This is a genomic window from Dellaglioa sp. CoH-56-MRSF-11 (assembly GCF_056782135.1).
The window spans coordinates 33,201-56,058 of the sequence record NZ_JBXAYE010000003.1; the positions used below are offsets into that span (position 1 = coordinate 33,201).

The following is a 22,858-nucleotide window of genomic DNA, read 5'->3' on the forward strand; positions in this document are numbered from 1 at the left end:
TTTTATGTGCTAAAACCTAGTATGATAATAGTATTCTTAATCTGTTTAGGGGGTAATGTGATGGCACAAAGTTCAATACAACTTTACCGTTATGATAGTAAATATTTATCGGAAATAACGACATTATTCAACCAAACAATTCAAGAGATTAACCGACAAGATTATTCACAACTAGAAATTAATGAGTGGGTGCAGAATAATCCAGATCTGAGTGCATGGCATAAACGATTAAGTGAATCATTTACGCTACTTGCCATCAAAGATTTAAAGGTCATAGGATTTGGTAACCTTGAAGTAACAGGACATATTGATATGCTGTACGTAGAGAGTTCTATGATTCGACAGCATATCGGAGCGCTTATTTTAACAGAATTAACAAATTACCAAAGGAATGAATTACAAATAAATGTACAAACGGTAGAGGCTTCAATAACTGCTGTCTCTTTTTTTGAACATTATGGGTTTAAAATTATAAAAAGATAAGATAATTATCGACATCAACAAAATCTAGTTAATTATCAAATGGTGAGAGAAATTTAGCTTAAAATGCAGTTCTTAGCGCAATATAAAAAGGTGTGACTAAATGGCTGTTTATTGTTAATTAAGAGCTTAAAAGTACAAAAAATGCATTTTAGATGTATGTTGTATAGATAGGACAACTATAAAGAGTAAAAGTATAAATACACTGAGTTCATTTTGGCCTGTGATATAATGCAAAACGTAAGTTATCTTGTGAATTGTGAGGACAGTAACAATGACTGAATTAATTAAAGTTGATCATTTAAATTATCAATATGAAGCACAAAAAGAAATGAGTGAAATGGCACTTAAAGATGTGTCCTTTACGATTGAAAAAGGTGACTGGGTTGCAATTATTGGTCATAACGGTAGTGGGAAAAGTACATTATCTAAAAATATTAATGGCTTGCTAGCACCTCAATCAGGTGAAATCACAGTAGATGGCCTTATTTTATCACCAGAAACGGTCTGGGATATTCGTCGTAAGATTGGCATCGTTTTTCAAAACCCAGATAACCAGTTTGTGGGAGCAACTGTTGAAGATGACGTTGCATTTGGACTTGAAAACAATGGAATAGAACGTAAAGAAATGCAAGAACGAGTCAGAGACGCGCTTGAACGTGTAGATATGTGGGAGTTTGCGGCCAAGGAACCTGCTAGACTATCTGGGGGACAGAAACAACGTGTCGCAATCGCTGGAATTGTCGCTCTAAGGCCAGAAGTTATCATCTTGGATGAATCAACTAGCATGTTGGATCCAGAAGGTCGTGACGAAGTTTTGAGCCTAATACATCAACTCAAAGAAGAACGTGGGCTAACAATTATTTCAATCACGCATGATATTAATGAAGCGGCAAGTGCTGACAAAATTATGGTTATGGACAAAGGCGAGCTGGTAAAAGAAGGCACACCTGCTGAAATTTTTGCACTTGGTGAACAATTAGTAGATATGGGATTAGATATTCCATATCCAGAACGCTTAAAAGTCGCGCTTAAAAAACGTCATTTTGACATTCCGGACGACTATATGACAGAGGAAGGTATGGTAGATTGGTTATGGCAATTAAATTCAACGAAGTAGCCTTTACCTACCAAAAAGGGACACCTTTTGAAAGTCGGGCGCTACATAATATCAATCTTGAAATTGAGGACGGCTCATTTACAGCAATTGTTGGACATACAGGTTCTGGTAAATCGACCCTATTGCAACATTTAAATGGCCTATTAAAACCAACTGAAGGTAAAATTACAATTGGGAATCAAATCATTACACCAGAAACGGCCAATAAAACGTTAAACGATTTACGAAAACAAGTTGGCATCGTTTTTCAATTTCCAGAAGCACAATTGTTTGAAGAAACGGTTATTAAAGATGTGGCATTTGCGCCAAAAAACTTTGGTAAAACAGATGAAGAAGCTGAGAAAATAGCGACAAAAATGTTGAAGTTAGTTGGATTACCAGAGAATATCTATCAGCAATCACCATTTGACCTCTCTGGTGGTCAAATGCGTCGCGTAGCAATCGCTGGAATTCTGGCTATGGAACCTAAAATCTTGGTTTTAGACGAACCCACAGCAGGATTAGATCCTAAAGGTCGCGTTGATATGATGGCAATGTTCGAAGAACTTCATCGTGAACAAAATTTGACGATTATTCTCGTAACGCATCAGATGGATGATGTGGCAAATTATGCGAATCACGCTATTATCATGTCAAAAGGAACGATTATTAAATCGGGCACACCAAGAGAAGTTTTTGCTGATCCAGAGTTCTTATTAAGTAACCATTTGAACGTGCCAACAACAACGTTATTTTCAAAAAAATTAATTGAAAAAGGCTTTGAATTCAAGGAGATGCCTTTAACAGAGAATGAATTAGCCGACGACCTCGTCACGCTGCTAAGCCAAAATGGAGGTCATGACGCTAATGAATAAGTTGATTTTTGGACGTTACATAGCGGGTGATTCACTCGTTCACCGCATGGATCCGCGTGCTAAATTAGTTTTGAGTTTTTATTTTGTTGGAATAATCTTTATGGCAAATAATTGGCAAAGTTTTTCTATGCTTTTAGTTTTTACGTTAGGATGTATTTTAGCGTCAAAAATTAATATGAGTTTCTTTTTAAAAGGTGTCCGGCCATTAATTTGGCTGATTATCTTTACGGTTGCTTTGCAAATGCTATTTTCAAGTGGTGGCCAAATGTACTGGCATTGGGGGATTTTTAAAATTTCTCAATTTGGTGTGACAAATGGATTATATATTTTTTGCCGATTTATTTTAATTATTTTTATGTCAACATTATTGACGTTGTCAACGGCACCACTCCAACTAGCAGATGCGATTGAATCTTTATTAAAACCACTTAAAGCAATCAAATTTCCAGTTTATGAAATTGCGTTAATGTTATCAATCGCGTTACGTTTTGTCCCTACATTAATGGATGAGACAGAAAAAATTATGAACGCTCAACGAGCTCGAGGTGTGAACTTTGGTCAAGGGTCGCTAATTAAACAAATGCAATCAATTATCCCGTTGTTAATTCCGCTATTTGTAAGTTCGTTCAATCGTGCCGAAGATTTAGCGATTGCCATGGAATCTCGTGGTTACCAGGGTGGAGAAGGTCGAACAAAGTATCGTATTTTAAAATGGCGGACGGCTGATACGTTAGCTTTTGTTTTATTCGCTATCGTTACCGTTGCATTAGTCTACCTCAAAAATTAAGGATGAATAAATATGTCAGTACGTTTTAAAATTACCGTTGCTTATGATGGCGCAGCTTTTGCAGGGTTTCAGAGGCAGCCAAACCAACGGACGGTTGAATCTGTCTTAGAAAAAGCAGTAACAATTATGAGTAAATCAGAAGTACCAGTTAGAATTTATGGTTCAGGCCGAACAGATGCTGGCGTTCATGCCTTAGGACAGGTTTTTCATTTTGACTTCATGCATGAAATTCCGGAAACTAGCATGATGAGAGCATTGAACAGTTTATTGCCACTGGATGTTCAAGTTAAAAAAGCCGAACTTGTCAGTGATGATTTTCATTCACGCTATAGTACGCATGGTAAACGATATATGTATCGTGTTTCTCAAGGTGAATTTACCGACCCATTTAAACGCTTCTACACGGGTCATTATAAATACAAGATAGATATCGCCAAAATTGAAGAAGCATTACCTGATTTAGTTGGCGAACATGATTTTTCTAGTTTCGTGGCGGCAGGTAGCCAGGTTACAGATCACGTTCGGACGATTTATGAGGCAACCGTGAGAGAAGATAAAGAAAACCATGAAATTATTTTTGAATTTTATGGAAATGGCTTTCTGTACAATATGGTCCGAATTTTAGTCGCTACACTCCTAGAAATAGGGAACGGCCGGCGTCCGGTTCATGATATTTTACGGTTATATGAAGTAAAGGATCGACAACAAGCTCGAGAAACAGCTCCGGCGAGTGGATTATATTTAAAAAAGGTTTATTATCCGGACGAATTAGGGTAATATAGAAGTTATTGACAATATGAATACTAAGGCAATTTTAAATCTGAAAAGGTGTTATTTATTTGTGGGATGCCCATAAATTAGATTGACAAATTGACTTTTAATAGTTAATATTATAAATGGTATTGTTTGCCCCACTGATAGGCCCCGGAAACTTATTTGAGTGTCAAACAAACAACATGAAAAAACGGAGGAAACAATCGTGCGTACAACTTATTTAGCAAAAAAAGGCGAAATAGAACGTAAATGGTATGTTATTGATGCAACTGATATTTCTTTAGGTCGCTTATCAACTGTCGTTGCTTCTATCTTACGCGGTAAAAACAAACCAACATTCACACCTAATGTGGATACTGGTGATAACGTTATTGTTATCAATGCAGAAAAGGTTGGTTTAACTGGTCACAAAGCTGACAGAAAATTATACCAACATCATACAGATCATCCAGGTGGTTTAAAAACTCGTACTGCTGGTGATTTCCGTGCCAACGATCCTGAAAAATTGATTGCTTTCTCTGTTAAAGGTATGCTTCCAAAAGGTACTCTTGGTAAAGAACAAGCATTGAAATTACACGTATATCGTGGTGCAGAACATGATCAACAAGCACAACAACCAGAAACTTTAGATATTACAAACTTAATTTAAGGAGGCAATTGAAATGGCTCAAGTCGTATATTCAGGAACAGGTCGTCGTAAAAACTCAGTAGCTCGCGTACGTTTAGTACCAGGTACTGGTAAAATTACTATCAACAACAAAGCAATTGAAGATTACATTCCATTTGCTAACTTACGTGAAGTAGTCTTACAACCATTTAACGCTACAGAAACATTAGGTAGTTATGATGTTTTAGTTAACGCTAATGGTGGTGGCTTCTCAGGTCAAGCTGGCGCAGTTCGCCATGGTATTGCTCGCGCATTACTTACAGTAGATCCAGATTTCCGTGCAGCTCTTAAATCTGCAGGATTACTTACTCGTGATCCTCGTATGAAAGAACGTAAGAAACCAGGTCTTAAGAAAGCTCGTAAAGCAAGCCAATTCTCAAAACGTTAATATATATTTATATCGATATTTTGAAGCACTTCACAAAGCAATTTGTGAGGTGTTTTTTTTGGTATATTGCAGTTGTCACTGGTGAATATTTTTGGTTCTATTGCAACTATTGTTGGTGAATATATTATGGAGGGTGTTGTCACTTTGTGACAACGCCTTTTTTATGTACATAATCCTCATTACAAAGAAAATGTGTTTCCTAAAATTACTGAAATCGTAGGCATTACGTTTAATATGTTTCAATTCATTGTTAGTTTCTTAAAGTTGGCCACTAGAATAACGTAGTAGCCTAATAGAGATGCCCGCCATCCGTAGCTAACAATTTGATTATGTTGAGAACTCTGCAGGGGTGTCAGGCATTTTTGAAGGTAATCTAAAGTACCATAAACTCCGATGACTGCTGGATTAAGGAGTGCTTTCAGCAAATTTCATATTTAGTAAAACCTTAGTATTATTTGTCATAGGAGACTCTTTTTAGTGTCATACAAAAAAATCTGTTGCCAGTGATAGATTTTTCTATCACTGGCAACAGATATTGTAGACCTTCTATTTATATATATATTAACTTTGGCTGTAAACCGCGGTCACTGAGTTACTACTTGACCAAACAACAATCAGATTCTGCTTGTTCGTTTCTTCACCAGTATTAACACCATATTCGTGACTAGTCCCTTTGGGATAGAACATGACGGACCAATTAATAGAAACATCACTTGCATTACTTAAGCTGGCGGTTAAGATATTATTAGCAACTTCAAATTTCGTCGCATGCAGCCCATTCTGATCTTTTAAGCCAGCTTTATTTAATGTAAACGAAGATGATGACACTAGACTATCTTTAGTAATATTTAACGGCTGAACATCATCAAGTGGTAAGTCGCGTCCCCGTGCTTCTAACTTCACAATTTGCCACTGACCGACGATACTGCTGTAATCACTGACTTGAATTTGATCTAAATTCATCTGTTTTGGTTGATTTACTTCTTTGGCAGGCGTCTTTTTAATCGTATTTACTTTTTTTGACGACTGCGCTTTTTTCTTATCTGACACGGATTCTTTTTTTGGTTGATTTACTTCTTTAGTATGCGTCTTTTTAGTTGTATCTGCTTTTTTTGACGACTGCGCCTTTTTCTTATCTGACACGGATACTTGTTTTGGCTGACTTGTTTGCTCAGACTGTGACTTTTGTTGCCCACACGCTGTTAATAAAGCAACCATTACGATACTAGTCATTACAAGTAAAGGCTTCTTCATCTCAATTCCTCCTTACAATAACGAATTAGTGTTTACGACGGCGCGTTCCTGCAAGTCCAAAGAGACTAACGGCACCAACAAGAGCTGCACCAATCACTGAAACGACTGACGAATTAGTTTCGTCAGTTTGTGGTAATACCGAAGCACCTAATATTTTAGCGTTATTGATTTCTGAATGATCAGCAGCTTTAAGACGTGATGTTGATGTATTATTGCTTGGTGCAACAATACCATTGTTGTCAGTCGTGTCTTTAGCTGTTTCACTACCTTTAGCAACAACAGAACCAGTTACGTTACCTTTATCTGAACCATTGTCTGAACCTGTTACATGACCAGTATGTGAACCAGAATCGTTATCAGTACCAGTTGATGGTTTGTCAACATTGTTCAAAGCATCTTCGATGTCTTTTTCATGTTGTAATTTAGCTAATGCAGCTTGTGCATCGTCTAAAGCTTTCTTAGATGCATCAGCGATTGCTTGTAACTTCGCATATTGTGCATCGTCAGCAACGGAAGCAGCTTGTGCATCTTCGGCAGCTTTAACAGCCTCGTCGTATGCTTTTTTAGCAGCTTCAACAGCTTTTGTTGCGTCAACTAAGTTAGCTTCAGCATTCTTTAAGTCATCTAAATGATTTGTTTTTTCGCCAAGTGCGTCTTGACCAGCTTTTAAAGCTGCTTGAGCGGCACTTAATTTAGCAGTTGCATCTTTTAATGCAGTTTTAGCAGTAACTAATTTAGCATTAGCTGCGTCTAAAGTCATGTGTTTTTGAGCTTGTGTTGTTTTAGTTGTAGCTAAGGCAGCTTGTGCATCTTTTAAAGCTTGTTGTTTTTGAGGCATTGATGCATTTAAATCATCAACAACTGTTTGTGCATTTTTAACAGCTACAGTAGCAGTTTTAACATCGTTTTGTGCTTTAGTTAAGGCTGTGTGTGCTGTTGCTTGTTTTGTTTTAGCAGTTGCTAAAGCAGTTTTAGCTGTAGCTAAGGCTTGGTTAGCTTTAACTGTTTGTGATTTAGCTGCTGCAAGAGCTGCATCAGCAGTTTTTGAAGTTGCTGTTTTAGCAGTAACGTCGCTTGCTAATTTATCAATTTGAGCTTGACTGACAGTTCCAGATTCAACAGGTGTAGTGCTAAATTTAGAAGCGTCGTTAACATCATAGTCATCAACAAAGTTAAAGAAACTTGTTAAGAAGATATTACCGTTAGATTGTTTAAATTGACCGAAGCCAAGACCGAACCATGTGTTATTGGCAGGTGTATATGTTGCCATAATGCCAGCAACACTTACGGCATGGCCCCATTCACCCCCATTGAATAAGAAGGCATTCATTGAATCATAGATAGATTTCTTGAAAGCATCAAGACTAAGATTCCAACCATTTTCAGATGATTTATCGAAGATAGTATTCATATCTTGTTGTGTTAAGTATGTTAATCCCATACCGTTAGCAATGCTGTTGTTTAATGCATTGTCATGACCATCATCAGGATCGTTATTCTTAGATGTATAAGCATCGCCGATTGATTGACCTAATTTTTTAGAACCTTCTGAGACTTCAACTTGTGTGCTACCAAAACGGTCACGCACTTCATTTAATAATTGTTTAGCATATTCATTTAAGTCATCAAGATATTTGTTTAAATCTGATTGGTTGTTAATATGAACAGTTTTATCTTGGTCATTTGAAATGTAGCCGCCATTTAATGCCCATTCTTTTTCAGTTGCAGCTGTTAAACTGTCAATGACATCTTGATAATTAGCGTCAGCTGATGAAGCATCTGAATAAGCCTTTAAGGCATTAATGTAGTCTTGGCTTAAGTTGATGTGATTTTGGTTAGCTTGATGATTACCTTGTTGTTTCTTAGCATCATCTAATGCTTTTTGAGCAGTATCTTTAGCTTTTTGAGCAGCGTCAGCTTTAGCTTTAGCATCATTTTGTTGTTTGTTAGCATCAGTTACGCCAGTTTGAGCGTTATTAACATTGTTTTGTGCGTCAGCAATATTCTTGTCAGCTTGGTCAGCACCTTTTTGAGCATTGTCTTCAGTTGTTTGAGCTTGATCCAAGTTATCTTTGGCATTGCTTAAATTCTTGTCGGCTTCGGCTGAACCTTTGCCATCAAGGTTATTTTGAGCATTATCAACGTTTTCTTGAGCTTTATCAGCATCTTTATCAGATTGGTCAGCACCTTTTTGGGCTTCATCAACGCCAGTTTGAGCATTATCGACATCTGTTTTACCTTTATCAACATCTGTTTTAGCGTTATCAACGTCTTGACCTAATTGGTTATTTGTTTTGTCTTGTTCGTCAACTGCATCTTGAGCGTTATTGATAGATTCATCAGTTGCGTTATCAGCAGTATTTTGCGCATTTTGTTGATTATCAACAGCACTGTTTAAATCTTCTTGTGATTGATTAGCATTTTCTTCAGTTTGACCAGCATTGTCTTTAGAAGCATCGGCTGTGTCTTTAGAAGTATCAGCAGCACTTTGATCTTTGTCAGCTGTATCTTTGGCATTATCAACGTCAGTTTGAGCGTCTTTAATATCGTCATCTAATTTTTGACTGTTAGATTGAACTGTTTGAGTATGAGTTGTTTCAGTTGAGTCGGGTGTAGTTGTTGCAGCGTTTGCCGTTGTTGTAGCACCAACGACAGTAACTCCAGCGATTAATGCACTTGATAATAAAGTAATGTTTGATTTTTTCATAATATAAAATATCCTCCCAATAAATTAATAATTATTTAGCAACCTGTTCAAATTTTAACCCCTCTAATAAAAATCCGAAGCCCATCATTTGTGAACCAGTTACGGAATTAAGTGTAAATGTTTTTTTATCTTTGTCTAAACTAGCTTTCATTGTATAATCATCAAATTTCATGGTAAGTTTACCGTCTTCAATTTCATAAGTACCTTGGTCTGACTTTTTATCAGTTTCAACTTTAGTCACAGTGTTTCCTTTAAACTTCAACTCAAATTTGGAACCACCCATGTCGGAAATATAGCTTCCATCCATCTTATTTGAATTGCCCATCATAAACATAGCCACAATAATAACTATAGCTACTATACTGACACCGGTAATAATATTTGCTTTTTTTGACATTTTTTCTCCATTTTTATAAATTTAATATAATAAATCTTATTTTCTGAACGAATTAAATGCACTGACGGTTGAGGACATAGCTGCCAAGCGTGCATTTGAGGCAATATCTTGTTGTAAGCCTCTCATTTCTTCCTGCATTGAAAGTTGAGTTTCTTGGAATTGTTGTGTTTCTAAAATGTTAAAGGCTTCTTGCAAATCACGTGCCCGAGTTTCATCAATTAATTTCCAAAGACGAAAAATATCGAAATAGTTGTAGAATTTCTCTGGGAATCCTTGCTTGCCTGCAATATAATCTTCATTTGCCATTTCAGCGTCCAAGTCTGCTAAGGCTTGTGTTTTAGATTCATTACCCGGCATAATATAAACAAAATATTTAAAAGCAAATAGCGCGATAACAGCAATGATGAATGGCATCGCCGCACTTGTCTGACTAGTAATCATAAAAAGAACAATTAAAACGACTAATGCGATGATTATTCCTCGAAATTTTTTCTTACCTTTTTCAATCTTAGCCTCTGCTTCACGAATTTGTTGTTGGATAACTGCAGCTCCCGCTGTAACACTTCTTTTTGCCATTAAAAAATCTAAAAGTTCTTCTTTATTCATAATTTTCTCCCTTTTCTTTGAACGAATTATTAACCAACCTTTACCAAACGATCCCTATAAAATCTCCTCCCCCAAAAAAGTAATTTATATCTTGCACTATCTTCACATGATATATTTTATCTCAAAAATATACTCAATACTACCTTTTTATGTAACTTTATAGGTATACTGAGAGCTTTGAAAGTGTGCGCACTTAATTTATCATTAAACATATGGATAAATAGGAGCGATTTATGATTATACTTGTGGGCACTTTCATTCGGAAAAAGCGAAAAGAATTAGGACTTACAATTGAAGAATTGGCAGAAATGGCGGACGTATCCGCCAGCTATTTGGCTCGACTCGAAAGAGGACAATTAGACGATACGAGTACAAGAAAGTTGGAACTAGTTCTGAATGCCTTACAATTAAATTTGGCTGATATATTAATGAGTAATGATTTTAACGACATTTATACGCCCGAATTAATTAACAGATTGAAAAGCATGACCACAGATGATAGAATGCGTATCTCTAAAGCGTTACTGGAAATCTTGAAATAGAAATTGATTAGACATATATTAAATGGGTAGAGAGTGTGTAAAGCATAAAAAAAGACACCATTAATGGTGTCTTGACTAGTCTATTTTATGGTGTTAATTTTATCTCGTATTATGGATTTTATTCAATGTTGTTCCTTTTTCAATATTGTAAAGTATTGATACAAGTGGATTCAAATAGATAAGATTCCATGAAGTATTAATCGATAATTCTCAAAACGCTAATATATATTTATATCGATATTTTGAAGCACTTCACAAAGCAATTTGTGAGGTGTTTTTTTGTATGGATTTTAAGTGTATAAAATATTCTAGTTCGGAATCTACGAAAATTTCTAAATTCAAAACCAACGCGTTTAATGACCTTAATTTTATTGTTTATTCCTTCTAAAGGACCGTTAGTATAATAATAGCCAAAATTATTTTTAATCTCAGAATGGTGACAAAGCAACGTTTCAATACTTTTAAGCATTTCTTCAGAACACCTTTCGGTGTTTCTAACTGTAAAATCATAAGATTTCCAGTCCTTCAACCGAATGGTTGATCTTATTTGGTTCATGAGTTCATATGATTTATTTAGTTCAGGATGAATCGCTAATAAATGATCAACGACATTTGTTTCTGTTGTTAGGTATGGGAAATAAGTCCATTTCTTGAAATTTTTAAAATCTAAGGTTTCAGAAGGTTTTAACAGGAGCTTCCAGTAACGTTTTAGTGCTTTGTAGTCTTGTGATGATTTTGAAAGTTCTTTCATCAGTCTAATTCTAGTTTTAGTGAATCCACGATTCACTGAATTGATAATATGAAAGGTATCTATGATGACAATCGCGTTAGGAAAGACTTCTTTGGCTAGTTTAGGATAGGTATAATTCATATCAGTTACGATAATTTTCACGTTTTTTCTAGCTGCAGCTGAGTAACGATAAAAATAACGTTCTATTTGATAGAATCTTCTAAAAGATAAAAGTTTGATTAATTCATGGTTACTAGCATCCATAAATTCAAAACTCATGGCATCTGTAGCTGATTTGGTACTCTTGACTTCGTCAAGTAGGAGTACTTTAGGTAAAAATTTATAATTAGGTTTAAAATCACGTTCAAAGGTCATTAAAATACGACCTACAAAGGAATCAGGATTCGAAATTTCATTAGCAATATGAGTTAAAGAAACGGATTCCGCTAATTTAGTTAAACAGAGCTGTTTAGATAGATTGGAAATCGTACAATTTTTAGGAACCACACTTGTTTGGACAAGGAAGTATGACTGCCGCTCATGACAGCTAAAGTATCTTCGTTTGAGTGATAAAATGATACATTTACCAAAAAATTTAGGGTAGCGTATGGGTGTTTGACGCCAACTATACCTGATAATCTGTCCTTCGTTTTTAATATCACAATTTGGACAATCCCTTCGGCTGGTAATCAAGAACACGGTTAAATCGAGTGACACCGTCATTAGAAGACTGATAATCAACAATCGTTAGACTACTGTCTTTTATTTTAAGCCAAAATTTAGTATGATTAGGCATGCGGAGAGTTCCATCTTTCTTATTAATTCATCTGTGGTGGTTGAGGGATAATGAACATGGATGAACTCGTAACCAAAAGTCTTATGACTTTTGGCTTTTTTTTGTTATTATACAAAAAAACTGTCATCAGTAATAGTTTTTACACTAGTCCCAACAACAGATAGTACAGAGCCTTTTTATTGTATTTAAAATTTAAAGATATTTCCTTCTATTTGGAATATTCGTTGGGTTTTGGGAGCAACTACTGATAATAACCTAGCTAAAACACAAAGAAAAGTAAAGGGTATATAAACGATTTCTCCTCCCTTTACATTTTTTCATTTTTGCAGAAGGATTAATACAGCAATCGATACTGAAACTTACTGCAAAAATCAATTAAAAGGCCCAAAGGAAGAAGTTAATCAATTTTACACAAAATAAAAATGAGATTACCGTATTTTCACTTAAATCTAATTTTTTTTATTGTCTCAATTTTATAATGCTTTTTGACAACCTCCAAAAGAAAACATATACTTAATTATGAAAACGCTTTTATATAAAACGGAGGCAAACAGATGACACCAGAAATTGAATGGCTAGATACACCAACCGTTTTTCGTGTTGGACAGGTACCAGCTCACAGTGATCATAAGTACTATGCAACTCAAGCAGAAATGTTACAACAAAAAAGTTCATTTGAACAATCTTTGAATGGAACTTGGAAATTTAGTTACAGCACTAATGCAGCAAGTCGACCAAAAAATTTCTATCAGACTGACTTTGATGCAGAACAATTTGACACAATTCCAGTACCACAGCATATTGAATTATCAGGATATGAGCAATTACATTATATTAATACGATGTATCCTTGGGAAGGACATGAATATAGACGACCTGCTTTTTCAGATACTGATTTAAATCAGTATGCTGGAATGTTTAGTGATGCAGAATATAATCCAGTAGGTTCATATTTAAACCATTTTGACTTGGAACCAACTCTTCAAAATAAACGCGTTATTATCCGTTTTGAAGGTGTTGAACAGGCAATGTACGTCTGGTTGAATGGACATTTTCTAGGATACGCAGAAGATAGTTTTACACCAAGCGAATTTGACCTGACACCTTATTTAAAAGATAAGGATAATTGTTTGGCAGTTGAAGTGCATAAACGAAGTTCTGCAGCCTTCATTGAAGACCAAGACTTTTTCCGTTTCTTCGGAATTTTTCGTGATGTGACACTGTTAGCACAACCTGCAACACATTTAGATGATTTTTGGGTGATTCCTGATTACGATAGTGGACAAAAAACAGGACAAGTAGATTTACAACTTCATTTTAGTGGGGCAGAACAACGTGTCCGTGTCACATTCAAAGACCAAGATGCGGTGTTATTTAGCGATGAATTAATGAGTGGGTCAGATGTCGAAAAACACTACAATTTAGCACAACCAGTGACTGCTTGGCAGAATGACCGGCCTTATTTATATACATTACAATTAGAAATTTTAGATGCTGATGGGCAATTAATTGAAATTATCCAACAACCAGTTGGTTTTCGCAAAATTGAAATTAAGAATCGCGTGATGTTATTAAATGGTGAACGATTAATTATCAATGGTGTTAATCGTCATGAGTGGAACCCTAAATCAGGAAGAACCATTTCAGATAATGATGAAGCTTGGGATGTTGACTGTATGCAACGTAACAATATTAACGCAGTTCGGACGTCACATTATCCAGATCGATTATCTTTTTACAATCGTTGTGATCAGGCTGGTATTTATATGATGGCTGAAACCAACTTAGAATCACATGGTTCTTGGCAGAAAATGGGTGAAGTTGAGCCTTCTTGGAATGTGCCCGGCTCATCGGATCAATGGGAAGCAGCCGTTTTAGACCGCGCTAAAAGTAATTTTGAGTTATTTAAAAATCATCCCTCAGTTTTATTTTGGTCATTGGGTAACGAATCATACGCCGGCAGTGTCTTAGCGAAAATGAATGAGTACTATAAACAAAAAGATTCGACACGTTTAGTTCATTATGAAGGTGTTTTCCGTGCGCCTGAATACAAAGATGTCATTTCAGATGTTGAAAGTCGGATGTATGCAACACCAGCCGAAATTAAAGACTATCTAGAAAATTCACCACAAAAACCATTTATCTTGTGTGAGTATATGCATGATATGGGTAATTCATTGGGCGGGATGAAATCATATATTGATTTATTACAACAATATGAATCCTATCAAGGTGGTTTCATCTGGGACTTTATCGATCAAGCATTGTTAGTTGAAGATCCCGTCACAGGTCAAAATGAGTTGCGTTATGGTGGCGATTTTGATGATCGACCATCTGATTATGCATTTTCGGGTGATGGACTCGTTTTTGCCACACGTAATGAAAAACCAGCAATGCAGGAGGTAAAATACTATTATGGCACAGATAAATAAGCAGTTAACTGTCATTTACGGAGATGTCACACTCGGTTTAAAAGGAAATGATTTTCATTATATTTTCTCCTATCAAACGGGTGGCCCAGAATCTTTTAGAATTCAAGGTAAAGAGTGGCTTTATCGCTCACCAAAACCGACTTTTTGGCGTGCAACAACGGATAACGATCAGGGGAGTCAGTTTCCAGTAAAGTCAGGGATGTGGTTGGCCGCTGATCAATTCAGTAATTGTCAATCAGTTAAAGTTGCTATTAATGGTAAACCAATTGCGTTACCGATTGCACCAGAAAATAATCGTTACACTAACCATGAAGTCGCTGAAAAAGTGGCTATAAGTTATATCTATAACACACTGACTGTGCCGCAAACGCAAGTGACGGTCACTTATACTGTTGAAGCAACCGGAAAAATGAATGTTGCAGTTTCATACCAAGGAAAAGCTGGATTACCCTCATTACCTGTTTTTGGGTTGCGATTTATTATGCCCACACCAGCGACTCGTTTTTGTTACCAAGGATTATCAGGAGAAACTTATCCAGATAGAATGGCCGGAGGAATTCCAGGCCGATATGAAGTTCAAGGGTTACCAGTGACACCATACTTAGTTCCGCAAGATTGTGGTGTGCATATGCAAAATGATTGGGTAACTGTTTATCGACAGTCTGTTCTGGATAATCGTATGCAACAGGCTTCTGAAACGGGTTTAACATTCAGTGCGGTTGATCAACCAATTGCGTTTAGTTGTTTACCTTATACAGCTGAAGAATTAGAAAATGCGACACATCATAGCGAATTACCAGCGGAACATCGTACCGTTTTATCGATTCTAGGCGCCGTTCGAGGTGTTGGTGGTATTGATAGTTGGGGTAGTGATGTTGAGGATGACTATCAAATTGATGCGATGAAGGATATTGCTTACCAATTTAATATCACATTTGATTAATTTGCCTATCTACCATAACTATAGTAGACTGTAAATAATTAATAAACAGGGAGTGTGAAGTGCATTGGTAAATACAAATCGTTAATCGAATAACTGTCGACTAAACAAGGGACGAAGTGTGTCTTTTTATGCATGTTGACTATTCAAACGGTTTGCAATATCAATTCTTTTTCACATCTGAAAGAACCACTTTTTTTGATGGATAACGATTGAAGAGCATATAACTGTATGCTCTTTTTTTGTAGAATCAAATGGATAGTTTAGCGGTCGACCTCACAAAGAAATGAGGTAATTACTATAGGAACAATACAAATTAAACAATTAAGTTTTCAATATGATGGACAATTAGCACCAATTTTTAAAAATGTTGATTTACAATTAGATGCCAGCTGGAAGTTAGGTCTAATTGGTAGAAATGGTCGCGGAAAAACGACTTTATTTAGAATTTTACAAAATCAATTACAGTACCAAGGAAAGATTAGAACAGATTTAGAATTTCAGTATTTTCCTCAAACAGTTGTTAAACCAGAAGAGTCAGTGTGGCTGGTTATCAAGAGTATCACAGACTTACAAGACTATGATCAGTGGCAAATTTTAATCGAATTAGATAAACTTGGACTATCTGAAAAATTATTGACGGAACCATTTAATCAATTAAGTCCAGGACAGCAAACTAAGATATTATTAGCCAGCTTATTTGTTGGCGAAGGTAAATTTCAATTAATAGATGAACCGACTAATCATTTAGATGAAAACGGTCGAAAAATTATTTCTGATTATCTAAGACAAAAACAAGGATTTATTTTAATCAGTCATGATCGTTATTTTTTAAATAATATTATTGATCATGTTATTTCAATTGATCGCGCTAAAATCAGTCAATTTAAGGGTAATTATAATACGTGGGCTGACGAAAATACGTCACGAAATAATTGGGAATATAATGAAAAAGAAAAATTACAACATGATATTAAACGATTAGAAGGTGCTTCACGGAAAAAATCGGGTTGGGCTAATCAGACTGAGGCGAAAGTATCTGGTGCGACAGACAGAGGATTTATTAGCCACAAGGCAGCTAAATCTATGAAACGGGTACTAAGTATTAAAAAACGTGCCGATAAAGCAGTAGAAGAGAAAAAATCTTTACTTAAGAATATTGATGTGGCAGATCTTTTAACGTTGAATTTTGAAAAATTAGTGTCAGATAAGACTTTACTAGAGGTAATTGGCTTATCAGCATTTCGTAAACAATTGCCGGTAAATAAACCGGTAGATTTTAAATTAAAGATGGGAGAGCGCGTTATTCTTCAGGGTGAAAATGGTTCTGGTAAATCGAGCGTTATCGCTGCTATACTAGGTCAATTAAAGTATCAAGGGCAATACAAATTTGCAACACCTTTAAAAGTGAGCTGGTTACCGCAAAATTTTGATGGTTTATCTGGTTCTTTACAAGAATTCGCTGCAGAAAAAAATGTTTCTTATTCTTTAATGTTGGATACATTAAGAAAACTTGGTTTTGAACGTTATGAATTTGATAAAGATATCAGTCAAATGAGCATGGGCCAAAAGAGAAAAGTGGCTTTGAGTCGTTCGTTGGTTGAACCAGCAAATATATATATTTGGGATGAGCCACTTAATTATCTAGATGTTATCACGCGTCAACAAATTCAAGATGTTATTCTGGCTTTTCAACCACCGATGTTAATCATTGATCATGATAAAGAATTCGTTGAAAAGGTTGGAACAAAATTCGTTGAGATTGAACATTATTAGTGAATGGTTAATTAAAGGCATCCAATTTATACGTCTATTGATATCAAGATAGTCGTAATGATATACTGTTAAGAGCATAGTTATTTTAACTGTATACTGATTAGCGGGGCATACAGAATTAAAATCGACGTAAGTTGAATAATAAAAGATCAACTTTATTTGAAGGCATGTATTCATAATATGAATCTTTAACTTTGAAAGAAATTGTTAATTAATAGAGCAAGGAGGAAACATTAATGGCTGATAAAGCAAAGACTGATAGAGATAAAATGCTAGAAATTATCAAAAAGAAACAAACTGATGGCGGAAACTTCAATAAGAAGGCTACTGCTAGAAATGATCGTACTAAAATGCGTAAGGGTCCTAAGATTTTTAAATAGAGGTTTAGACTTAGCTCAGATAAATATCTGGGCTATTTTTTTAATCATTAAAATCTAGCATACTTTTACTGAATCAATTCCAATATATCTGCAGTAACTTCTTCAGCTGTAGCAGGACTACCACTACTAATCCATTGCAACATCGTTCGTAGAACGCCACCAAGAATGAACGTTTTTTGAGTATTATTTAGCCGACTGATACTAGGCGTATCTTTAAGAATCTTTTCAAAATAAGTATAAAAAGAATCTTCCAATAAATAAACAATATCATTTTTAATTAGGATATCCATAAATTCAGAATCATTATGCCAATAGTTAAAAGCTAGCTTGAAAATGTTTTTCAAACTAATTTCTGTTTGATTGGACTTGAGTTCGGCGTAAAACTGGTCAAATAAGTAATCGGACCGAGTTAGTAAAATCGCGTCCTTATTTTCAAAATTACGATAGAAAGTCAGCCGGGCAACTCCGGCTTTTTTTGTGATTTCAGTTATTGTGATTTCTTGATAAGATTTTATTTTTAATAAGTCAATTAAAGAATCAATAATCAAATTTTTACTTAATTTTGCTTGGTTATTTTCCGTCATTTTTTATATCTCCTTGAAGTGTAACAAATAACACGATTTTGTATCTTGTAAATCACGCGATAAATGATTAATATAAGTGTAACAAATGTAACACTTATAGCAAGAAAGATAAATGACACTTGAAGTATTTTATATAAAGTCATTAAAGTCGGAAAATTTATTAAACTAATTAAAAGAGGTTATTGAACATGAAAAAAATTTGTATTATATTTGATCATCCCTACACTGCAGACGCTGGATACAATGAATTGCACAATAGGAGTTATTCAGCGGCATTACTAGTTAGTGCTAAAGCAGCGTATGAAAAAGAGGGCTGTATTGTGGACGTAATTGATTTGCATAAAGATGGGTTTGATCCTGTAATGCACCAAGAAGACCTAATATCTTGGCGTAAGAAGATACCAACGGATTCTATGACGGCGAATTATCAAGAACGCCTCATGGCTGCAGATGAGCTTGTCTTTATTTTTCCAATCTGGTGGGAATCTATGCCAGCTATGATGAAGGGATTCTTTGACAAAGTTATTGCTAAAGGGATTCTTTATACAGAGCAGGAAAATAAAAAATTATTTAAAAATGAGATGGTTCATTTAAAGAAAGTTAAAATGGTTACAACTATGTCAACACCAGGTTGGATTTATCGAACTATCTTTGGAAATCCTGTGACTAAAATGGTATTTAGGGGAACATTCCGGAAGATGGGGTTTAACCAGTTGAAATGGTTTAACTTTGCTGCAGTTCAAGGAATGAAACTTGAAAAACGACAACAGTTGTTGAAGAAGTTTGAAAATAATATTGTGAAGTAAGAGGGTTCAACCTGATTGGGTAAATACAATTAGGTTGGCTCTTTTTTAATATCACTAGAACCGAATCTTTTGAATTTAGTTCAGTTAATTTAAGTAGTATAATACAATTGAATTATTAAGGAAGAAAAGGGCGTCAAATAGTGAATGGAGGGGCAAAATGATGACAGAACATGAAAAATTATTGGCAGGTCAAGATTATGATTATCGCGACCCAGAATTACAGGGTATGATTGCGGCGGGTAAAGAATTAGTCACTATAATCAATACGACAACTGACCTAGAGAAAAGAGCAACAGCAATTCACGAGTTGTTAGGGAAATCTGGGGAAGGACTCGTTATTAATGGTCAATTTAATACAGTTTATGGTAAACATATCACTGTTGGTGATGATGTTTTTATTAACGGTAATTGTACATTTCAAGATTCAAACAAAATCACATTAGGAGATCGTGTCATTGTCGCGCCAGACACGAAGTTATATTGTGGTGAACATGCATTAGATGCAACAAAACGTTTTGGAAAAAGACAAGATGGTAGTCGTTATTTAATTACTTATACTAAACCAATTACAATTGGAAACGATGTGTGGATAGGTGGAAATGTCACGATTATTGGTGGCGTTCATATTGGGGATAATGTGATTGTAGCAGCTGGTGCAGTGGTGACAAAAGATGTTCCTGACAATACAGTAGTGGGCGGCGTGCCCGCCAAAGTTATCAAACAATTAGAGCCATTAAAATAAGAAAATTTTTATATTAGGTGAGAGGAATGAGCAGGCTATTTTAGCATTTTTGCCTAGTATTAGATAATCAGCTAAATTAAAGAAACCTAAATTAGGTTGTAGGAGGGAAAAGTTAATGACAAGTATTGATGTTTTTGCACACGTTTTACCACCACATTTTTATAACGAGATGTTAGCTATTCAGCCGAACTTGCCAGAAAAAATGCCATTTATTAAACATCCCATATTGATTGATATTGAACAAAGACGCCTATTACGGAACAGAAATGTCCAACAAGTTATCTCAGCAGTCAACGTGAATCCTGAGGACTACGTAGGGCCAGAACAAGCAGCGGCATTATGCTGGCAAGCTAATAACGAAATAATTGAAATGGTTCAACAAAATGCAGACTTGTTTAAAGCGGGTATTGCAATGATACCTCTAAATAACATCGATGAAGCAACACGTATTATAAAAGAACAAGTGCTAAAAAATTCAGAATTAGTTGGCATTCAGTTATTTACGCGTGCCCTTGGAAAAAGTATTGCTGCAAAGGAATACCGGGTTATTTTTGAAATGGCTGCACAATTAAATATCCCAATTCTGTTACACCCAATTTTTGATGATCGTAAACCAGACAATAATATTATTTTTAGTTGGGAATATGAACTAGCGCAAGCAATGTTGCAATTAGTACAGTCAGGAATTTTTAATGACTATCCTACACTTAAAGTAATTGTTCATCATGCTGGGGCAATGGTGCCTTATTTTGCTGAACGAATTAACCATATTCTATCACCAGAACAGGCAGCTGATTTTAAACGTTTCTATGTAGATACTGCATTATTGGGCAATCCTAAAGCATTAGGGTTAGCAATTGATTATTATGGTGTTAGCCACGTACTGTTTGGAACTGATGCACCGTTAGGGATTGCGCCAGCTGGAGCAACGGATGCCATAATTGAAGCTTTAGATCAGTTGAATCTTTCGAAAGATGATCGAGCCCTGATTAATTATGGAAATTATAATCGTTTGATGGGATTGGGTGAATAAATGATAGAACTTAAGAATGCCCCATTATTAAGACTATTCAAACTTAAAATTAAGCTATCTGATCGTGAAAGATTTGAAAAAGCAGGGATGATTAATTTAACGACCTCAATTCAGCAAGAAAAAGGAACTTTGGCGATGTACAGTGTACATTTGGATGAGGCGGGTACTGAAAATATTGTGATTGAATCTTATCAAGACGAAGATCAATATCAAAAACATGCAAATTCGGCTCAATTTAAAATGTTTAGTAATATCGCATCTCAGGCAGTAATTGAAAAATCGATGATTAATTTATCCCCAGAATTACTGTTAGAAAAAACAACAGCCTTGCATGAATTGAAGCCTGACAGAGCTATACTCAAAGTAACAAGTATTGAAATAGAGCCGAATAGGGTTAAAGAATTTAGAGAAGTTTCATTGAATACTATGAAACAATCATTTGAAAATGAAGCAGGACTCTTAGTGACATACATTGCTTCTGTAGATGGAGATTTAAATCAATGGATTTTCGTTGAAATTTACCGGAGTGACGAGGATTACCAAGCTCATTTACAAACAATGAATTTTAAAAAATATGTAACAGAGACGAAAAAAATGGTGCTTAATAAACGAATAGAGACACCTGTAGCAGATGTTTTAGTTAATCAGGGTGGATTATTTTTTGAAAAATGAAGATAGAGCGGTAATCAAGTTAGTCGATTACAGTGCTATCTTTTTAATTTTCCGTAAACAAAAGAGGTGCTGATAAATTTTATCAGCACCTCTTATTAATAATCGAGTATCAATATAATTTAACCCCAGCGATTTGATTTTCTGGGTAAAACCATTAAAATAAAGAACCAAATACTACCGACTAATGGAACGAATTGGATTAAAATCCACCAACCAGAACGATCAGTATCATGTAAACGACGAACTGAAACAGCAAAGTTTGCAATCCAGACGATAAACATAACAATATTTCGACTTGTCATAAAAGTAAGTTCACTAAAATTATAAATCGAATCGATAGGATGGCCAACGAGTGACGTATAAAAATAAATAATAATTGCTCCTAGAATACTATTAATAATCGTAGGCCACCAATAGTCTGATCTATTCGATGTGTCAGAAAAATTAAAAATATTTTCCCAGAAATTTTTGTATGATTGAACCATATGCTTAATCCTCCTTTTTAAAACGTTTTATTTAGTTAAAAGACATCGTTAGATTATTAAATTAGTTAATCTGACGATGTTTATTTAATTATAGTATAAATAAATAGAAATTTATATTGATATGCTTGGTGCCAGAAATAATCAGCTAGTTGACTTAAGAAAATAATTATTATATTATGAAGTTAACTTCACATGAAGTATATTTCATATTGAAAGGTGTTCATTATGCAAAATAAAGTTAAAGAATACAGAACTAAGCTTGAATTAACACAGGAACAGTTAGCTGAGAAAGTTCAAGTTTCTAGTCGAACAATTATCTCACTTGAAAAAGGTAAATATAAGCCATCTATAATGTTGGCCTATCGTTTGAGTTTATTGTTTGATTGTCAGATTGAAGCGTTATTTCAGCTAAAGGAAAATTTAGAGATGGAGGAGAATTAAAATGAAAATCTATAGTTATCGACATTTTTTTGTAGGTTTATTTTTTATGTTTGTGGGGATTGCCTCAATTTGGATAATGAACTTAGATTTTAAAGATGCTTTTGATTGGTCAAAATTGATTAGATCATTTATTAATGTTGTCTTATCATTTGGAATTGCGGCCTATCAATTTTATATAACTTTTTCTAAAAAAGGACTGAAAGAAGAACAGCTGGAGAATGTGGATGAACGAAATAAGTTAATTGATCAGTCTGTGAACGCAATGATTGGAAAAATTATGAATAGCATGATTTTAATTCTAGCGTTTGGGTTTATCATTTTGTGGGCATTTCTAAAAGTAAGTACGTTATTATGGATTGGTGCACTACTTTTCTTTTTGTATACGAATATAATAATCATTTCAATAATATTAGCGATATACTACGAGAAAAAGCTTTAATAATAGAGGCGTAACAGGTTAGGAGA

General features: G+C 35.0%; 25 protein-coding genes. 18 read left to right on the forward strand and 7 right to left on the reverse strand.

Annotation, left to right across the window (positions count from 1 at the left end):
• The first annotated feature begins 60 nt into the window (after positions 1 to 60).
• The 7 genes from AC1RPT_RS03920 (at position 61) to rpsI (ending at position 5,070) form a co-directional block, all read left to right on the forward strand.
• Positions 61 to 483, forward strand: coding sequence for a GNAT family N-acetyltransferase (locus tag AC1RPT_RS03920; RefSeq protein ID WP_481761613.1), 423 nt, complete (start codon positions 61 to 63; stop codon positions 481 to 483).
• A 271-nt stretch (positions 484 to 754) separates the two neighbouring features.
• Positions 755 to 1,600 (forward strand): energy-coupling factor ABC transporter ATP-binding protein, encoded by an 846-nt coding sequence (locus tag AC1RPT_RS03925; RefSeq protein ID WP_481761612.1) that lies wholly within the window; start codon positions 755 to 757, stop codon positions 1,598 to 1,600.
• Positions 1,576 to 2,454, forward strand: a complete 879-nt coding sequence (locus AC1RPT_RS03930) for an energy-coupling factor ABC transporter ATP-binding protein (protein WP_481761611.1) — start codon at positions 1,576 to 1,578, stop codon at positions 2,452 to 2,454. The genes AC1RPT_RS03925 and AC1RPT_RS03930 overlap by 25 nt, the downstream gene beginning before the upstream one ends.
• The gene (locus tag AC1RPT_RS03935; protein ID WP_481761610.1) at positions 2,438 to 3,241 is read left to right on the forward strand and encodes an energy-coupling factor transporter transmembrane component T family protein; all 804 of its coding nucleotides are present in this window, start codon (positions 2,438 to 2,440) and stop codon (positions 3,239 to 3,241) included. The genes AC1RPT_RS03930 and AC1RPT_RS03935 overlap by 17 nt, the downstream gene beginning before the upstream one ends.
• Positions 3,242 to 3,253: 12 nt before the next feature.
• Entirely contained in the window at positions 3,254 to 4,018 is a 765-nt protein-coding gene (gene truA / locus AC1RPT_RS03940) for a tRNA pseudouridine(38-40) synthase TruA (RefSeq protein WP_409022037.1), read from the forward strand.
• A 202-nt stretch (positions 4,019 to 4,220) separates the two neighbouring features.
• Complete coding sequence (rplM, locus tag AC1RPT_RS03945; protein ID WP_057974611.1) at positions 4,221 to 4,664, forward strand: 50S ribosomal protein L13; 444 nt, start codon at positions 4,221 to 4,223, stop codon at positions 4,662 to 4,664.
• A gap of 13 nt (positions 4,665 to 4,677) precedes the next feature.
• Complete coding sequence (gene rpsI, locus AC1RPT_RS03950; RefSeq protein ID WP_409022038.1) at positions 4,678 to 5,070, forward strand: 30S ribosomal protein S9; 393 nt, start codon at positions 4,678 to 4,680, stop codon at positions 5,068 to 5,070.
• 561 nt (positions 5,071 to 5,631) lie between these two features.
• On the opposite strand, the gene AC1RPT_RS03955 is transcribed toward rpsI, so the two are convergent.
• Genes AC1RPT_RS03955 through AC1RPT_RS03970 form a run of 4 tightly spaced genes read right to left on the reverse strand, consistent with a single transcriptional unit; the run spans position 5,632 to position 10,034 of the window.
• Positions 5,632 to 6,324: a DUF6287 domain-containing protein gene (locus AC1RPT_RS03955; protein ID WP_481761609.1), complete on the reverse strand. Its 693-nt coding sequence runs from the start codon at positions 6,322 to 6,324 to the stop codon at positions 5,632 to 5,634.
• Between the two features lie 25 nt (positions 6,325 to 6,349).
• On the reverse strand, positions 6,350 to 9,031 hold the full coding sequence (locus AC1RPT_RS03960) for an SEC10/PgrA surface exclusion domain-containing protein (protein ID WP_481761608.1): 2,682 nt from the start codon (positions 9,029 to 9,031) through the stop codon (positions 6,350 to 6,352).
• Positions 9,032 to 9,062: 31 nt separating this feature from the next.
• Positions 9,063 to 9,428, reverse strand: coding sequence for a hypothetical protein (locus tag AC1RPT_RS03965; protein ID WP_481761607.1), 366 nt, complete (start codon positions 9,426 to 9,428; stop codon positions 9,063 to 9,065).
• Between the two features lie 36 nt (positions 9,429 to 9,464).
• Entirely contained in the window at positions 9,465 to 10,034 is a 570-nt protein-coding gene (locus tag AC1RPT_RS03970; RefSeq protein WP_481761606.1) for a hypothetical protein, read from the reverse strand.
• Positions 10,035 to 10,267: 233 nt separating this feature from the next.
• Here AC1RPT_RS03970 and AC1RPT_RS03975 point away from each other — a divergent pair, with 233 nt between their 5' ends.
• Entirely contained in the window at positions 10,268 to 10,576 is a 309-nt protein-coding gene (locus AC1RPT_RS03975) for a helix-turn-helix domain-containing protein (RefSeq protein WP_481761605.1), read from the forward strand.
• Positions 10,577 to 10,805: 229 nt separating this feature from the next.
• Here AC1RPT_RS03975 and AC1RPT_RS03980 read toward each other — a convergent pair whose 3' ends face one another.
• Complete coding sequence (locus AC1RPT_RS03980) at positions 10,806 to 12,050, reverse strand: ISL3 family transposase (protein ID WP_481762816.1); 1,245 nt, start codon at positions 12,048 to 12,050, stop codon at positions 10,806 to 10,808.
• 606 nt (positions 12,051 to 12,656) lie between these two features.
• Here AC1RPT_RS03980 and AC1RPT_RS03985 point away from each other — a divergent pair.
• The 4 genes from AC1RPT_RS03985 (at position 12,657) to AC1RPT_RS04000 (ending at position 17,630) form a co-directional block, all read left to right on the forward strand.
• Positions 12,657 to 14,534: a glycoside hydrolase family 2 TIM barrel-domain containing protein gene (locus tag AC1RPT_RS03985; RefSeq protein WP_481761603.1), complete on the forward strand. Its 1,878-nt coding sequence runs from the start codon at positions 12,657 to 12,659 to the stop codon at positions 14,532 to 14,534.
• Positions 14,518 to 15,477, forward strand: a complete 960-nt coding sequence (locus AC1RPT_RS03990) for a beta-galactosidase small subunit (protein ID WP_481761602.1) — start codon at positions 14,518 to 14,520, stop codon at positions 15,475 to 15,477. Before AC1RPT_RS03985 ends, AC1RPT_RS03990 begins: the two co-directional genes overlap by 17 nt.
• A gap of 312 nt (positions 15,478 to 15,789) precedes the next feature.
• A complete protein-coding gene (gene abc-f / locus AC1RPT_RS03995) occupies positions 15,790 to 17,250 on the forward strand; it encodes a ribosomal protection-like ABC-F family protein (RefSeq protein WP_481762188.1) in 1,461 nt (486 codons plus the stop codon).
• Between the two features lie 236 nt (positions 17,251 to 17,486).
• Positions 17,487 to 17,630, forward strand: a complete 144-nt coding sequence (locus AC1RPT_RS04000; RefSeq protein WP_409022043.1) for a hypothetical protein — start codon at positions 17,487 to 17,489, stop codon at positions 17,628 to 17,630.
• Positions 17,631 to 17,695: 65 nt separating this feature from the next.
• Here AC1RPT_RS04000 and AC1RPT_RS04005 read toward each other — a convergent pair whose 3' ends face one another.
• The gene (locus AC1RPT_RS04005) at positions 17,696 to 18,214 is read right to left on the reverse strand and encodes a TetR/AcrR family transcriptional regulator (protein WP_481761601.1); all 519 of its coding nucleotides are present in this window, start codon (positions 18,212 to 18,214) and stop codon (positions 17,696 to 17,698) included.
• Positions 18,215 to 18,402: 188 nt separating this feature from the next.
• Here AC1RPT_RS04005 and AC1RPT_RS04010 point away from each other — a divergent pair, with 188 nt between their 5' ends.
• The 4 genes from AC1RPT_RS04010 (at position 18,403) to AC1RPT_RS04025 (ending at position 21,467) form a co-directional block, all read left to right on the forward strand.
• The gene (locus tag AC1RPT_RS04010; protein WP_481761600.1) at positions 18,403 to 19,020 is read left to right on the forward strand and encodes an NAD(P)H-dependent oxidoreductase; all 618 of its coding nucleotides are present in this window, start codon (positions 18,403 to 18,405) and stop codon (positions 19,018 to 19,020) included.
• Between the two features lie 157 nt (positions 19,021 to 19,177).
• Positions 19,178 to 19,762, forward strand: coding sequence for a sugar O-acetyltransferase (locus AC1RPT_RS04015; RefSeq protein WP_481761599.1), 585 nt, complete (start codon positions 19,178 to 19,180; stop codon positions 19,760 to 19,762).
• Between the two features lie 115 nt (positions 19,763 to 19,877).
• Complete coding sequence (locus tag AC1RPT_RS04020) at positions 19,878 to 20,795, forward strand: amidohydrolase family protein (RefSeq protein WP_481761598.1); 918 nt, start codon at positions 19,878 to 19,880, stop codon at positions 20,793 to 20,795.
• Positions 20,796 to 21,467 carry a putative quinol monooxygenase gene (locus AC1RPT_RS04025; RefSeq protein ID WP_481761597.1) on the forward strand — a complete coding sequence of 224 codons (672 nt, stop codon included), beginning with the start codon at positions 20,796 to 20,798 and terminating at the stop codon, positions 21,465 to 21,467. It abuts the gene before it with no gap.
• A 119-nt stretch (positions 21,468 to 21,586) separates the two neighbouring features.
• Here the strand turns inward: AC1RPT_RS04025 and AC1RPT_RS04030 are convergent, their stop codons facing one another.
• Positions 21,587 to 21,952 carry a DUF805 domain-containing protein gene (locus AC1RPT_RS04030; RefSeq protein WP_481761596.1) on the reverse strand — a complete coding sequence of 122 codons (366 nt, stop codon included), beginning with the start codon at positions 21,950 to 21,952 and terminating at the stop codon, positions 21,587 to 21,589.
• A 225-nt stretch (positions 21,953 to 22,177) separates the two neighbouring features.
• Here AC1RPT_RS04030 and AC1RPT_RS04035 point away from each other — a divergent pair, with 225 nt between their 5' ends.
• Both AC1RPT_RS04035 and AC1RPT_RS04040 read left to right on the forward strand, forming a co-directional pair.
• Entirely contained in the window at positions 22,178 to 22,393 is a 216-nt protein-coding gene (locus AC1RPT_RS04035; protein WP_481761595.1) for a helix-turn-helix transcriptional regulator, read from the forward strand.
• Between the two features lies 1 nt (position 22,394).
• On the forward strand, positions 22,395 to 22,832 hold the full coding sequence (locus AC1RPT_RS04040) for a hypothetical protein (RefSeq protein ID WP_481761594.1): 438 nt from the start codon (positions 22,395 to 22,397) through the stop codon (positions 22,830 to 22,832).
• Positions 22,833 to 22,858 lie beyond the last annotated feature (26 nt).

Coding starts and splice junctions, on each gene's coding strand:
- AC1RPT_RS03920 (WP_481761613.1), top strand. CDS start 61: ATGGCACAAAGTTCAATACAACTTTACCGTTATGATAGTAAATATTTA.
- AC1RPT_RS03925 (WP_481761612.1), top strand. CDS start 755: ATGACTGAATTAATTAAAGTTGATCATTTAAATTATCAATATGAAGCA.
- AC1RPT_RS03930 (WP_481761611.1), top strand. CDS start 1,576: ATGGCAATTAAATTCAACGAAGTAGCCTTTACCTACCAAAAAGGGACA.
- AC1RPT_RS03935 (WP_481761610.1), top strand. CDS start 2,438: ATGACGCTAATGAATAAGTTGATTTTTGGACGTTACATAGCGGGTGAT.
- truA (WP_409022037.1), top strand. CDS start 3,254: ATGTCAGTACGTTTTAAAATTACCGTTGCTTATGATGGCGCAGCTTTT.
- rpsI (WP_409022038.1), top strand. CDS start 4,678: ATGGCTCAAGTCGTATATTCAGGAACAGGTCGTCGTAAAAACTCAGTA.
- AC1RPT_RS03955 (WP_481761609.1), bottom strand. CDS start 6,324: ATGAAGAAGCCTTTACTTGTAATGACTAGTATCGTAATGGTTGCTTTA.
- AC1RPT_RS03960 (WP_481761608.1), bottom strand. CDS start 9,031: ATGAAAAAATCAAACATTACTTTATTATCAAGTGCATTAATCGCTGGA.
- AC1RPT_RS03965 (WP_481761607.1), bottom strand. CDS start 9,428: ATGTCAAAAAAAGCAAATATTATTACCGGTGTCAGTATAGTAGCTATA.
- AC1RPT_RS03970 (WP_481761606.1), bottom strand. CDS start 10,034: ATGAATAAAGAAGAACTTTTAGATTTTTTAATGGCAAAAAGAAGTGTT.
- AC1RPT_RS03975 (WP_481761605.1), top strand. CDS start 10,268: ATGATTATACTTGTGGGCACTTTCATTCGGAAAAAGCGAAAAGAATTA.
- AC1RPT_RS03985 (WP_481761603.1), top strand. CDS start 12,657: ATGACACCAGAAATTGAATGGCTAGATACACCAACCGTTTTTCGTGTT.
- AC1RPT_RS03990 (WP_481761602.1), top strand. CDS start 14,518: ATGGCACAGATAAATAAGCAGTTAACTGTCATTTACGGAGATGTCACA.
- AC1RPT_RS04000 (WP_409022043.1), top strand. CDS start 17,487: ATGGCTGATAAAGCAAAGACTGATAGAGATAAAATGCTAGAAATTATC.
- AC1RPT_RS04005 (WP_481761601.1), bottom strand. CDS start 18,214: ATGACGGAAAATAACCAAGCAAAATTAAGTAAAAATTTGATTATTGAT.
- AC1RPT_RS04010 (WP_481761600.1), top strand. CDS start 18,403: ATGAAAAAAATTTGTATTATATTTGATCATCCCTACACTGCAGACGCT.
- AC1RPT_RS04015 (WP_481761599.1), top strand. CDS start 19,178: ATGATGACAGAACATGAAAAATTATTGGCAGGTCAAGATTATGATTAT.
- AC1RPT_RS04020 (WP_481761598.1), top strand. CDS start 19,878: ATGACAAGTATTGATGTTTTTGCACACGTTTTACCACCACATTTTTAT.
- AC1RPT_RS04025 (WP_481761597.1), top strand. CDS start 20,796: ATGATAGAACTTAAGAATGCCCCATTATTAAGACTATTCAAACTTAAA.
- AC1RPT_RS04030 (WP_481761596.1), bottom strand. CDS start 21,952: ATGGTTCAATCATACAAAAATTTCTGGGAAAATATTTTTAATTTTTCT.
- AC1RPT_RS04035 (WP_481761595.1), top strand. CDS start 22,178: ATGCAAAATAAAGTTAAAGAATACAGAACTAAGCTTGAATTAACACAG.
- AC1RPT_RS04040 (WP_481761594.1), top strand. CDS start 22,395: ATGAAAATCTATAGTTATCGACATTTTTTTGTAGGTTTATTTTTTATG.